This window comes from Pseudomonas syringae, from assembly GCF_021605415.1.
Lineage (GTDB): Bacteria > Pseudomonadota > Gammaproteobacteria > Pseudomonadales > Pseudomonadaceae > Aquipseudomonas > Aquipseudomonas syringae_S.
The window spans coordinates 140,420-153,468 of sequence record NZ_WKEQ01000010.1 but is presented as its reverse complement, the minus strand read 5'-3'; the positions used below and the strand labels follow the sequence as shown (position 1 = coordinate 153,468).

The following is a 13,049-nucleotide window of genomic DNA, read 5'->3' as shown; positions in this document are numbered from 1 at the left end:
AACAAAATGTCGCGCAGTGTACCAGCCCGGTGGCCATTCGCCCTAAGACTCGATGTGTTCTTCCGGACGCCTGACGCGCCGTCCGTCTTCCTTTGACAGCTGCGAGAAAATCGTCGCGGCGAGCATGGCCATGATTCCGACCGTGACAAAAGTCAGCTGGAACGCGCCGAGAATGGTCTCCACGCCGTCATTGCCGACCTGGGCCGTAAAGCCGCCGAGCAACGCGCCGGCACACGCCACGCCCAGACTCAACGACAACTGCGCCACCACCGACAGCAAACTGTTGCCGCTGCTGGCGCTGGCATCGTCAAGGTCGATGAGGGTAACGGTGTTCATCGCAGTGAATTGCAGCGAGTTGATCGCGCCGAGCACCGCCAGATGCATCAGCAGCAGCCAGTACGGCGTCTGCTCGCTGACCAGACCCATGCTCGCCAGCATGATCCCCAGCGCCAGCGTGTTGGCGGTCAAAATGATCCGATAACCGAAACGCTCGATCAGCGGCCGCGCCACGGACTTGGCAACCATCGCTGCTGCGGCGAGCGGTAGCATGCTCATCCCGGCTTGCGACGGCGAATAACCCAACGCGACTTGCAGCAGCAACGGCACCAGAAACGGCAACGCACCGCTGCCCAGTCGCGCGAACAGATTGCCGAGAATGCCGACGGCAAAGGTGCGAGTCTTGAACAGCGACGGCGCGAACAGCGGATTGTCGATGTGACCGGCCCGCAGCCAATACGCCGCCAGGCACGCCATACCACCAAACAGCAGCAACATCACGCGCAAGTGCGGCAGGTGCAGTTCGCCGAGGCCTTCCATGGCGATGGTGATCAGCACCATCGCCGCGCCGAACAACAGGAAGCCGAGGCCATCGAAGCGTGTGCGCTCCGTGCCGCGCAGATCCGGGATGAACTTCCACACCGCGTAACAACCGATCAGGCCCACCGGCAGGTTGATCAAAAAGATCCAGTGCCACGTCAGGTATTCGACCATCCAGCCGCCCATGGTCGGGCCGATCAGCGGCCCAAGCAGGCCGGGAATGGTGATGAAGCCCATGATCCGCACCAGCTCGGATCGCGGGTAGGCGCGCAGCACCACGAGGCGTCCGACCGGCAGCATCAGCGCGCCGCCGAGACCCTGAATGATCCGCGCGCCGATGAGCATGCTCAGGGTGCTCGACAACGCGCAGAGCAGAGAACCGAAGCTGAACAGCAAAATCGCACCGAAGAAGATTTTCTTGGTGCCGAAGCGGTCGGCGATCCAGCCGGATGCCGGAATCAACAGGGCGACCGTGAGCATGTAGGCGATGATCACGCCCTGCATGCGCAACGGGTTTTCTGCCAGATCGCGGGCCATCGCTGGCAGCGCGGTGTTGAGGATCGTCCCGTCGAGGGACTGCATGAAGAACGCAATAGCAACGACCCACGGCAACCAGCGCGCGGTGATCGGGTCGAGAGGCGGGCGGTTGGGCATGAAACCTCGTTTTATTTAGACGATCAATCACAAATCCAATGTAGGAGCGAGCCTGCTCGCGAAGCGTTTACAGCGTCAGGGTCAGGCGGCTGACCAGCGCCCCCGGCAGCAACGCCGAGGAAGTGTTGCGCTGGCTGTACGTGCTGGCCGACAACAACATCTCCCGCTCGGCAGTCAGCGCTTCAAGCTGCGAACCCAGCAAGCTGTAGGCGCTGTCATCGAAACGCATGGTGCTGACCGGCGCCTGGATCTCGCCGTTTTCCACCCAGAACGTGGCGAAGCGTGTCATGCCGGTCAGGCGCGCCGCCGGTTGATCCGAGAAGTTCAGATACCACAAGTTGCTGATGTACAGCCCGGTGCCCAGCTGCTTGAGAATGTCGGACTGTGACAAATCCCCGGCCGCCATGTTCAGCGCACTTGGCGATTCCCCGCTGCTGGCGCCGTTGGCCGTCAGTCCGTATTCAGCGGCGCTGCGCGAGCCGACCAGTTGCGCGCCGGCCTGTCCTTCGATGATCAGGCGCAGATCGCTGCGCGGATAACCTTCGCCGGAAAACGCCGGACTCAACGAACCGCTGACCCGCTCGTCCAGCGATACCAGCGGGCTGAACGACTGATCCCCGGCGTAGAGCTTTTGCAGCGGACTGCTCTTGCTGGCAATCGACTGCGCCGAAAACCCGCCCCAGCACAGCATGCCCATGATTTCTTCCAGCGCCGCCGGTGCCAGATAGGCGCGATAGGATCCCGGCGCCAAGGTGCGCAGCGGTCGACCGAGAAACTCAAGCTGCTCGCGGGCCTGCTCGAACCGCGCGGCAAAGCCTTTGCTGCTCCAGTCATGACCGGCGTAACTGGCTTTTACCGCTTGGCCGTTGTCATGGAACAGGCTGAAATCGAAATTGAAGCTGTTGGCCTGATGCCAGCCAAAGGCCCCCGAAGAACTGGCAAAACCCCGGCTGATAGGCCCGGCGGCGTAAATGCCGACCAGATCCAGCCCTTCGGCCGCCTGGGCGATTTCCGCGACCACCTGCTCGGTGTCCGGCAGGGGATGCTCCTGGATGTTTTTGCTTTGCCAGCCATTGTGATTCAGCAGCAGGTACGGATCCTGCGGCAGCAATGGCAAGGTTTCACGCAATTGCGTCAAGCCTTCGGCGAGGCGTTGCAGATCCGTCGCCGGCTCACCGGACAAGGTGATTTGCAGGTCGGCGTGGCGCCCGTCGTTGATCAGTTTCAGTCCTACGTTGGCCTGCTGCACTTGTCCGGCCTGACGCACCTTGGCGTGATTGAAACGCACAAAGGCCGAGGATTCGGCGGCGTAGCTGAGGGTGAACTGTTCCGGCTCGCGCATCTGTTCGCGCAGCCAGTCCACCTGCGTCTTGAACGCCTCGGCCTGATTTTTTGACGTCGCCATCAAGCATCCCCCCCAAATACATCAACGTTGCTGAACACGCAGGCCGGCGAAGCGTGGCCGACGCGGATGACCTGATTCGGTTCGCCCTTGCCGCAGTTCGGTGTGCCGAGCACTTTGACGGTGTTGGCATCGCCGACGGCGCGCAGGCTCTTCCAGAAATGCGCGGAAATCGCCCGGTAGTTCGGATTTTTCACCACGCCCTTAAGTTCACCGTTTTCGATCAACTGACCCCATTCGCAGCCGAACTGGAATTTGTTGCGCGCATCGTCTATCGACCACGAACGGTTGGTGCTCATCAGAATGCCGTGTTCGATACCGCTGACCAATTGATCGAGCGACTGGTCGCCCGCTTCGATATTGAGGTTGGCCATGCGGTCGATGGGCGCACGGTTCCAGCCGCAGGCGCGGCTGTTGGCGACACCGTCGAGACCGGTGCGCAATTGCGACAGCGCGCCACCGAGCGGGCGCAACAACAAGCCCTCTCGAATCAAAAATTGTTTGCTGGCCATGCTGCCGTCGTCGTCATGGCCGTAGCTGGCGAGTTCTTCGGGAATGCCAGGATCGAACGTCACGTTGAGCAGATTCGAGCCGTATTGCAGGCTGCCGAAGTCTTTCTCTTTGACGAAACTGGTGCCGGCGTAATTGCGCTCGTCGCCGAGGATGCGATCCAGTTCCAGCGGGTGGCCGATGGATTCGTGGATCTGCAGCATCATCTGATCCGGCATCAGCAACAGGTCGCGCGGGCCTTGCGGGGTGTTCGGCGCGAGCAGCAGTTGCAGCGCCTGATCGGCGACTTGCGGGCCGGCGCCGACCAGGCCGCAACGGCTGATCACATCCGCGCCGCCCTGTTGGCCGAAGTTTTCGCGGCCAAGGCTGCGGGTCTGGCTGTCGTTGCCGTCGTAAGCGGTGACGTCGAGGCTCGGGTACACGAAGCGCTGGGCCTGGCGCAATTCGGCGCCGGCGCTGCTGAGGAAAATCTGCTCGACGTTGGTGATGCCGATGCTCACTTGCCAACTCACCAGGCGCTCATCCTTGGGCACCGAGGCGGATTCCTTGCCGAGCAGATCGTAGCAATCGCTCAGGGACGGGAAAGCCTGTTCGAAATTCGGAGAAAAATAATCAGCGCGGTCGCTGGAGAGCGTTTGATCGCTCAGATCCAGCAACGCATGAGGCTTGAGGCGCCGGGCTTGCTGTTCGGCGCGGTCGAGGGCGGCTTGCAGGCCTTGCTGCGACAGGTCGTTGGTGGCGGCGTAAGTCTCGACACCGTTGACCCGCACGGTGAGCATCGCCCCTTCGTCACGGCTGAAACTGGGCGGTTCGGCAACGTTCTTGCGCACCGACAGGTGCTGCCCGGATTCGCGCACATACCGCAGGGAAAAGAAATCAGCGCCCGTGCGCAAGGCAGCGAAGCGCCGCTTGAGCTGGGGGTGGAAATCGAACATTCGGAAACCTCCTTGTCATGGAGTAGCGGTGAGGCGATTCGGCGGGGAGGGGTGGAGCGGTGGCGCAAGGTCTAGAGTAGGCCTGCGAGGGGGGTAGGATCAAGGTTGGATCGGGTGTTGGGGGATTTACTTTGAATCTGCGAAAGCTGCGCTGAATGTGCAGGCCTCATCGCTGGCAACCCAGCGCCCACAGGTTTTTTTGGTGAACACATATTTGTGAACAATGCAAAACACTGTGGGGGCTGGCTTTCCAGCGATTAGCCGTGACGCGGTGTTACTGAGCCGCTGGCGTCACATCACGCATCGCCTTGCCTTTCACCGGCGCATCGCCCGCGACGTAGTAACGCGCGGTGCTGCGTGGCAGTGGCTGACGGCCACGGATCTTGTCGGCGATTTTCTCGGCGATCATGATCGTCGGCGCGTTCAGGTTGCCGGTGGTGATGATCGGCATGATCGACGCATCGACCACCCGCAGACCCTGCATGCCGTGCACGCGCCCTTCACCGTCAACCACCGCCATCTCGTCGGTGCCCATCTTGCACGAGCAAGACGGGTGGAACGCGGTTTCGGCGTGCTCGCGGATGAACGTGTCCAGTTGCTCGTCGGTTTGCACCTCGATACCCGGGCTGATCTCGCGACCCCGGTAAGCGTCGAGCGCAGGCTGTTGCATGATTTCCCGGGTCAGGCGGATGCCATCGCGGAATTCCTGCCAGTCCTGCTCGGTGGCCATGTAGTTGAACAGGATGCTCGGGTGCTGGCGCGGGTCTTTCGACTTGGCCTGGATGCGACCCCGGCTCGGCGAGCGCATGGAACCCATGTGCGCCTGGAAACCGTGCTCTTTCACACCGTTGCTGCCGTTGTAGTTAATCGCTACCGGCAGGAAGTGGTACTGAATGTTCGGCCACTCGAATTCCGGGCGGGAGCGAATGAAACCGCCGGCCTCGAACTGGTTGCTGGCGCCGATGCCGGTGCCGTTGAACAACCACTCGGCACCAATGGCCGGTTGATTGTGCAAGAGCAGCGACGGGTACAGCGAAACCGGCTGGGTGCAGGCGTATTGCAGGTACAGCTCAAGGTGATCCTGCAAATTCTCGCCAACGCCCGGCAAGTCGTGAACAACCGGGATATCGAGTTTGTTCAGCAGCTCGGCGGGGCCGACGCCGGAACGTTGCAGGATTTGCGGCGACGCGATGGCGCCGGAGCACAGCAAGACTTCCTTGCGCGCTTTGACTTCGACACGCTCTTCGGCGGAACCGACCAGGTAACGCACGCCGACCGCACGTTTGCCGTCAAACAGAATCTTGTCGGTCAGGGCGTGAGTGACGATGGTCAGTGTCGAGCGCTTTTTCGCAACGTCGAGGTAGCCACGGGCGGTGGAAGCACGACGACCTTTCGGCGTCACGGTGCGATCCATCGGGCCGAAGCCTTCCTGCTGGTAGCCGTTCAAGTCTTCGGTGCGCGGGTAACCGGCCTGCACGCCGGCTTCAACCATGGCGTGGAACAGCGGGTTGTTGCCGGCTTTTGGCGTGGTCACGCTGACCGGGCCTTCGCCGCCGTGATAATCGTTCGGGCCGATATCACGGGTTTCCGCTTTGCGGAAGTACGGCAGGCAGTCCAGGTACGACCAGTTTTCCAGGCCTGGCAATTTTGCCCAACCGTCGTAGTCCATCGCGTTGCCACGGATGTAGCACATGCCGTTGATCAACGAAGAACCGCCAAGGCCCTTGCCGCGACCGCATTCCATCCGGCGGTTGTTCATGTGCGGCTCAGGATCGGTTTCGTAGGCCCAGTTGTAGCGACGGCCCTGCAGCGGGAACGCCAGCGCAGCGGGCATCTGGGTACGGAAGTCGAGGCGGTAGTCCGGGCCCCCGGCTTCGAGCAGCAGAACGGTGACGCCTTCGTCTTCAGTCAGACGGGTCGCAAGTGTGTTACCTGCAGAGCCGGCCCCTATGATGATGTAGTCGTATTCTTGAGTCATAAATTCTCCTGAAGGAGCTACAAGCCGCAAGCTACGAGCTGCAAGAAAAAGCAGCGAGCTGTGGCTTTGGAATCGGGGAGGGCGGCAAACCCAGACTGCTTTTACATGCAGCTCGGAGCTTGCCGCTTGAAGCTGATCAGCTCATCAGAAAACTGAAACGTACTCACCCAGTTCGACTTGCACGGACTTGATGCGCGTGAAGTTATTGAGAGAACTGATCCCGTTCTCACGACCCACGCCCGACTGCTTGTAGCCGCCGACCGGCATTTTGGCGTCGGACTCGCCCCAGGCGTTGATCCAGCAGATACCGGCTTCCAGTTGATGAATCACGCGGTGGGCGCGGTTCAGATCTTTGGTGACGATACCGGCGGCCAGGCCGAAGTCGGTGTCGTTGGCGCGGCGGATCACTTCTTCTTCGGTTTCGTAGGAGAGGATCGCCATGACCGGGCCGAAGATTTCTTCACGGACGATGGTCATTTCGTCGGTGCAATCGGTGAACACGGTCGGTGCCACGAACGCGCCTTTGGCGAACTCGCCGTCGGTCATCCGGTCGCCGCCGCACAGCACGCGTGCGCCTTCCTCTTTACCTTTGGCGATGTAGCCCAACACGCTTTCCATGTGGGCGAAGCTGACCAGCGGGCCGAAGTTGGTGTTTTCGTCTTCCGGGTTGCCAATGCGAATGCGCGCAACGCGCTCGACGATCTTGGCTTCGAACGCGGCTTTCAGGTGGCTCGGCACGAACACGCGGGTGCCGTTGGTGCAGACCTGACCGGAGCTGTAGAAGTTGGCCATCATCGCGGTGTCGGCGGCGCGATCCAGATCGGCGTCGTCGCAGATGATCAGCGGGGATTTGCCGCCCAGTTCCATGGTCACGTCTTTAAGCGAGGATGCCGAAGCGCTGGCCATGACCTTCTTGCCGGTGTCGGTGCCGCCAGTGAACGAGATCTTCTCGATGCGCGGGTGCTCGGTCAGCCAGGTGCCGACTTCGCGGCCGCTGCCGGTGAGGACGTTGAACACACCGTTTGGCACGCCGGCTTCGGTGTAGATTTCGGCCAGTTTCAGGGTGGTCAGCGAGGTGACTTCGCTCGGTTTGAAAATCATCGCGTTACCGGCCGCCAGTGCCGGCGCGGATTTCCACAGGGCGATCTGAATCGGGTAGTTCCACGCGCCGATACCGGCGACAACGCCCAGCGGTTCGCGACGGGTGTAGACGAAAGATGTGTCACGCAGCGGGATCTGCTCGCCTTCGATGGCGGGCACCAGGCCTGCGTAGTATTCCAGCACGTCGGCGCCGGTGACGATGTCGACGTATTTGGTTTCGGAGAACGACTTGCCGGTGTCCAGGGTTTCCAGCGCGGCCAGCTCATCGTTGCGCTCGCGCAGGATGTCGACGGCACGACGCAAGATGCGTGAACGCTCCATGGCGGTCATCGCGGCCCAGATTTTCTGACCCTTTTCGGCGCTGACCACGGCGCGTTCGACGTCTTCTTTGGTCGCACGCTGAACCTGTGCGAGGACTTCACCGTTAGCCGGGTTGATGGCTTCGAAAGTGGCGTCGCTGCTGGCATCACTGTAAGTGCCATCGATGTAGAGTTTTTGCAGTTCGAAACGGGCCATAAAGTCCTCGCAAGTGCATAAGTGATTGGCTTCAGGGCCGAGCGTTTCTTCGTGCTCTAGCTCACCTGCTTGGCCAGTTGGAAATCCATGTATTCGAAAGCGATCTGTTGCGCCTGCACGGTGTCGAACGCGTCTCCTGACAGCGCTCCGCGCAACCACAATCCGTCAATGAGTGCTGCCAGGCCTCGGGCAGCGTTGCGTGCGTCTTCAAGCGGCAACACACGGCGGAACTCGCAGCTCAGGTTGGAATACAGGCGGTGATCGTTGATCCGCTGCAACCTGTGCAATGACGGCTGGTGCATGCTGGTGGCCCAGAAGGCCAGCCAGGTTTTCATTGCCGGGCCATTGACCTGGCTGGCGTCGAAGTTGCCTTCGATGATCACCTGCAGATGGGCCCGTGGGCTGTCATCTGCCAGCGCCTGACGGCGCGCGGTGACACTCTCGCTGAGGGCTGTCATCAGATACCGCATCGTGGCGGCAATCAGGCCGTTCTTGTCCTGAAAGTAATGACTGATGATGCCGTTCGAGACACCGGCCAAACGGGCGATCAGCGCAATGCTGGCGTCCCCCATTCCGACCTGATCGACCGCTTGCAATGTGGCTTCGATCAACTGTTGACGGCGGATGGGTTGCATACCGACCTTGGGCATCTTGCACATCTCCTTAGGCCTTCCGGCAGACATGAATCGGCTACCGGATTGAGGGCCAGTCTATTTTGTTTTGATTGAACGTTCAATCAACAAAGAATAAGCTCTGCGACAAATCGTCGCTGCTTGCGTGTTTTTCCTGCATGTAAATGGCGATAAACCGACACCTGAAACCGCTCGAAACCCTCGCGCCATGGCGCTCCGGGCTTCGGGCTTTTTTCGGGGTGTCTTTATATCACCCGCCGGTCGGCTGCCAACCCTCCGACTGGTCGGGTTTCCGTGTTGCCTTGTGTTCATCTCCCGCACTGCCTGGAGCATTTGTGCCATGAGTTCTGCTTCGCTGATAAAGACCCCGCCAGAGAAGGTGACGGTCAACGGTTGGGTGTTTTACACCTCTACCGCGCTGATTTTGTTGTTGACCGCCATTCTGATCGCAGCCCCCCAAGAGGCCGGCAGAGTGTTGAGTCTGGCCCAGGCCTGGTTGTCCCGCAGCTTCGGCTGGTACTACATGGTGGTGATCGCCGCCTATCTGGTATTCGTGGTCGGTCTGGCGTTTTCCTCGTACGGCAAACTCAAACTGGGCAGCAAGGACGATACCCCGGATTTCAGTTACGGTGCCTGGGCGGGGATGCTGTTCTCGTCAGGCATCGGTATTTCGCTGTTGTATTTCGGCGCCTCCGAACCCCTGGATCACTACTTCAATCCGCCGGAAGGCACAGCGGCCACCCACTTGGCGGCGCGTCAGGCAGTGCAACTGACGTTCCTGCATTGGGGTCTGCACGGCTGGGCGATCTACGCCTTGGTCGGTCTGGCCGTCGCGTACTTTGCTTACCGTCATAACCAGCCGCTGGCCCTGCGTTCGGCGCTGTATCCGCTGGTGGGCGAGCGTTGGGTCAAGGGCGCGGCCGGTCACGCGGTGGACGGCTTCGGCATGTTCGTGACGCTGCTGGGGCTGGTGACGAACCTGGGGATCGGTTCGCTGCAAGTGTCGTCGGGGCTGGAAAACCTGTTCGGCATGGAACACAGCAACACCAACCTGCTGATCGTGATCATCGTGATGAGCACCGTGGCGACCATCGCGGCCGTGTCCGGCGTGGAAAACGGCATCCGTCGTCTGTCCAACCTGAACATTGTGCTGTTCAGCGGCCTGCTGATTTTCGTGCTGCTGTTCGGCCCGACCCTGCACCTGCTCAACGGCTTCGTGCAGAACGTCGGTGATTATCTCAATGGCGTGGTGCTGAAGACGTTCGATCTGTACGTCTATGAAGGCGACGGCGACAAGTCCGACCGCTGGCTGGGCCTGTGGACGCTGTTCTACTGGGCGTGGTGGATATCCTGGGCGCCATTTGTCGGCATGTTCATCGCGCGTATTTCCCGTGGCCGCACGGTGCGTGAGCTGGTCGCTGGCGTGCTGTTGATTCCGCTGGGCTTCACCCTGGCCTGGCTGTCGATCTTCGGCAACTCGGCGCTGGATCTGGTGATGAACCATGGCGCGGTGGAGCTCGGCAAGACGGCGCTCGAGCAGCCGTCGATGGCGATCTATCAGTTGCTCGAGCATTACCCAGCGTCAAAAGTCGTGATCGGCGTGTCGATCTTCGTCGGCTTCGTCTTGTTCCTGACCCCGGCCGATTCGGGCGCGGTGATGATGGCGAATCTTTCGTGCAAGGGCGGCAACGTCGACGAAGACGCCCCTCACTGGCTGCGGATCTTCTGGTCGGCGGTGATCACGCTGGTGACCATCGGTCTGCTGTTCGCCGGTAACTTCGAAGCCATGCAAACCATGGTAGTGCTGGCCGGTTTGCCGTTTTCGGTGGTGTTGATCTGCTTCATGTTCGGCCTGCACAAGGCGATGCGCCAGGACGTGCAGATCGAACAGGAACAGGCGCAACTGGCCGAGCGCGGTCGTCGCGGATTCAGTGAACGCCTGACGCAGCTGGATCTGCAACCGAGCCAATCGGTGGTGCAGCGCTTCATGGACAAGCACGTCAGCCCGGCGCTGGAAGATGCGGCGGTGCAGATGCGTGCACAGGGACTGCAAGTGCAGACGCTTTTGGGCAAGTCCAAGCGTTGCATGGGCGTGCGCATTGAGATGGAAGAGGGCAACCCTTTTGTCTATGAAGTGAGCCTTGAGGGTTATCTGGCGACGCCGAGTGAATCGGTGGAGTCTGATGAGGCGCGTCAGCGGTTCTATCGCGCCGAGGTGTATCTGCACAACGGCAGCCAGGATTACGACCTGATGGGCTTTACCCAAGATCAAATCACGCGCGATGTGCTCGATCAGTTTGAAAGCCACCGGCAGCTGCTGGGTCGGGTGTATAGCTAAAAAAAAAGGGGCTCGATTGAGCCCCTTTTGCATGATCGTTCCCACGCCGCGATCCTCTCGCGGCGTTTTTGTGTCTGCGGTGTGTTACCCCAGGTTCTTGCCCAGCAGCGCGTGATACAACTCGCTGTCTCCAAGAATCCCCACCACTTGGTTGTTGTCATGCAACACCAGTTTGTTGCCGGTCTGATAACGAATCTGCAACGCCTCGCGCATGCCGATGTTCGAATCCACCAGGGTCGGACGACGGCCAAGGCCTTCCACCGCTTGTCCCGGCGCCCAGTTCTGCAAGTCCATCGCCGAACCGTTCTGCCGTGCGCCTTTGATGGTGTTGCCCTCGGCCAGATCCAGCCACGAGTCGTCACCCGGATCGAGGCACACTGAACCGTTGATGCGTTTGCAGTTGTCCAGCGTGCGCATCAGGCTGCGGCCGCACAGCACGTTCAGCGGGTTGGTGTGGGCGACGAAGGTACGCACATAATCGTCCGCCGGGTTGAGCACGATTTCTTCCGGCACGCTGTACTGCACGATACGGCCGTCTTTCATGATCGCGATGCGGCTACCGAGTTTCAGCGCCTCATCAAGGTCGTGGCTGACGAACACGATGGTCTTGTTCAGCTTGCGTTGCAGTTCCAGCAACTCGTCCTGCAAACCCTGACGGATCAATGGGTCGAGTGCCGAGAACGGTTCGTCCATCAACAGAATGTCGGCGTCCATCGCCAACGCGCGGGCCAGGCCGACACGCTGTTGCATGCCGCCGGACAGTTCGTCGGGCTTCTTGTTACGCCATTGGGTCAGGCCGACCAGTTCGAGTTTTTCATCGACCAGTTTGCGTCGTTCCTTCTCCGGACGGCCCTGCATTTCCAGACCGAAGCTGATGTTCTCGCGCACCGTCAGCCACGGCATCAGGGCGAACTTCTGGAACACCATGGCAATGCGTTTGGTGCGCATCATTTTCAGTTCTGCAGGCGTGCAGGACGCGATGTCGATCTGGCGGTTCTCGTGTTCGACGAACAGCTTGCCGCGGCTCACGGTGTTGAGGCCGTTGATGCAACGCAGCAGGCTCGACTTGCCGGAGCCGGAGAGGCCCATCAGCACGCAGATTTCGCCTTTGTTGATGTCCAGTGTGGCTTTTTCGACGCCGACGATCTGCCCGGTTTTTTTCAGGATCTCGTTACGGGTCATGCCCTGATCCAGCAGCTTGAGTGCCTCACGTGGATCCCGGGAGAAGATTACGTCGACGTCTTCGAAGCGAATAATGCTCATGCGTCACCCCCTACTTTGGCGTCGGGTTGTTTGCAGATGCGGTCGAGCATGATCGCCAGCAGAACGATTGCCAGGCCTGCCTCGAAGCCCAGGGCGATGTCGGCCGTGTTCAGTGCGTTGACCACCGGTTTGCCGAGTCCGTCGGCACCGACCAGTGCGGCAATCACCACCATCGACAACGACAGCATGATGCACTGGGTGATACCGGCGGCGATGCTCGGCATGGCGTGCGGCAGTTCGATCCGTGAGAGCAGTTGGCGGCGCGAGCAGCCGAAAGCTTTGCCGGCGTCCATCAGTTCTTGCGGGACATCGCGGATGCCCAGGTACGTCAGGCGGATCGGCGCGGCGATGGCGAACACCACCGTGGAGATCAGGCCCGGCACCACACCCAGCCCGAAGAGGGTCAGGGTTGGAATCAGGTAAACGAAGGTCGGTACGGTCTGCATCAGATCGAGTACCGGACGCATGAGGGTGTAGAACATCGGCTTGTGCGCGGCGACGATGCCCAACGGCACGCCGATGACCACGCAGACCAGGGTTGCGAACAGCACCTGGGCGAGGGTTTCCATGGTTTCCTGCCAGTACCCCAGATTGAGGATCAGCAGAAAGGAGGCGATGACAAAAACGGTCAGGCCCCATTTGCGTTGGATGAAGTGGGCGAGCAGGGCGATGAGGCCGATCAAGACAAAAGGGTTGAACCAGGTCAGCGCAAACGTCACGCCGTGGATCATCGTTTCCAGTGTCACAGCGATTGCGTCGAAAGTGTTGGCGCCGTGTTGCGTCAACCAGTCAACGAAGCCTGCAATGTACTGGCCTAAAGGGATTTTCTGATCAATCAGCATGGTAGTGAACGTCCGCATGCAAGGAAATAAACAGCCCGGACGGCCGAGACCGTCCGGCATAA

General features: G+C 60.5%; 9 protein-coding genes. 1 reads left to right on the top strand and 8 read right to left on the bottom strand.

Annotation, left to right across the window (positions count from 1 at the left end; translation table 11 throughout):
* Positions 1-42: 42 nt before the first annotated feature.
* From mdtD to betI, 6 genes are all read right to left on the bottom strand, one after another.
* Complete coding sequence (gene mdtD / locus GIW69_RS09905; protein WP_236482139.1) at positions 43-1,470, bottom strand: multidrug transporter subunit MdtD; 1,428 nt, start codon at positions 1,468-1,470, stop codon at positions 43-45.
* 67 nt (positions 1,471-1,537) lie between these two features.
* Complete coding sequence (locus GIW69_RS09900) at positions 1,538-2,875, bottom strand: TldD/PmbA family protein (RefSeq protein ID WP_236482137.1); 1,338 nt, start codon at positions 2,873-2,875, stop codon at positions 1,538-1,540.
* The gene (locus GIW69_RS09895) at positions 2,875-4,317 is read right to left on the bottom strand and encodes a TldD/PmbA family protein (RefSeq protein ID WP_236482135.1); all 1,443 of its coding nucleotides are present in this window, start codon (positions 4,315-4,317) and stop codon (positions 2,875-2,877) included. The genes GIW69_RS09900 and GIW69_RS09895 overlap by 1 nt, the downstream gene beginning before the upstream one ends.
* A 274-nt stretch (positions 4,318-4,591) precedes the next feature.
* On the bottom strand, positions 4,592-6,295 hold the full coding sequence (betA, locus tag GIW69_RS09890) for a choline dehydrogenase (protein WP_236482133.1): 1,704 nt from the start codon (positions 6,293-6,295) through the stop codon (positions 4,592-4,594).
* Positions 6,296-6,439: 144 nt separating this feature from the next.
* The gene (gene betB, locus GIW69_RS09885; RefSeq protein WP_236482132.1) at positions 6,440-7,912 is read right to left on the bottom strand and encodes a betaine-aldehyde dehydrogenase; all 1,473 of its coding nucleotides are present in this window, start codon (positions 7,910-7,912) and stop codon (positions 6,440-6,442) included.
* Positions 7,913-7,968: 56 nt separating this feature from the next.
* Positions 7,969-8,562 (bottom strand): transcriptional regulator BetI, encoded by a 594-nt coding sequence (gene betI / locus GIW69_RS09880; RefSeq protein WP_236482130.1) that lies wholly within the window; start codon positions 8,560-8,562, stop codon positions 7,969-7,971.
* A gap of 379 nt (positions 8,563-8,941) precedes the next feature.
* Between betI and GIW69_RS09875 the strand changes: the two genes are divergently transcribed.
* Entirely contained in the window at positions 8,942-10,882 is a 1,941-nt protein-coding gene (locus GIW69_RS09875; protein WP_236482194.1) for a BCCT family transporter, read from the top strand.
* An 84-nt stretch (positions 10,883-10,966) separates the two neighbouring features.
* Here GIW69_RS09875 and choV read toward each other — a convergent pair whose 3' ends face one another.
* Positions 10,967-12,145 carry a choline ABC transporter ATP-binding protein gene (gene choV, locus GIW69_RS09870; protein ID WP_236482128.1) on the bottom strand — a complete coding sequence of 393 codons (1,179 nt, stop codon included), beginning with the start codon at positions 12,143-12,145 and terminating at the stop codon, positions 10,967-10,969.
* Positions 12,142-12,987, bottom strand: a complete 846-nt coding sequence (choW, locus tag GIW69_RS09865; RefSeq protein WP_236482126.1) for a choline ABC transporter permease subunit — start codon at positions 12,985-12,987, stop codon at positions 12,142-12,144. Before choW ends, choV begins: the two co-directional genes overlap by 4 nt.
* Positions 12,988-13,049 lie beyond the last annotated feature (62 nt).

Coding starts and splice junctions, on each gene's coding strand:
- betB (WP_236482132.1), bottom strand. CDS start 7,912: ATGGCCCGTTTCGAACTGCAAAAACTCTACATCGATGGCACTTACAGT.
- choW (WP_236482126.1), bottom strand. CDS start 12,987: ATGCTGATTGATCAGAAAATCCCTTTAGGCCAGTACATTGCAGGCTTC.
- GIW69_RS09895 (WP_236482135.1), bottom strand. CDS start 4,317: ATGTTCGATTTCCACCCCCAGCTCAAGCGGCGCTTCGCTGCCTTGCGC.
- choV (WP_236482128.1), bottom strand. CDS start 12,145: ATGAGCATTATTCGCTTCGAAGACGTCGACGTAATCTTCTCCCGGGAT.
- betA (WP_236482133.1), bottom strand. CDS start 6,295: ATGACTCAAGAATACGACTACATCATCATAGGGGCCGGCTCTGCAGGT.
- GIW69_RS09900 (WP_236482137.1), bottom strand. CDS start 2,875: ATGGCGACGTCAAAAAATCAGGCCGAGGCGTTCAAGACGCAGGTGGAC.
- mdtD (WP_236482139.1), bottom strand. CDS start 1,470: ATGCCCAACCGCCCGCCTCTCGACCCGATCACCGCGCGCTGGTTGCCG.
- betI (WP_236482130.1), bottom strand. CDS start 8,562: ATGCCCAAGGTCGGTATGCAACCCATCCGCCGTCAACAGTTGATCGAA.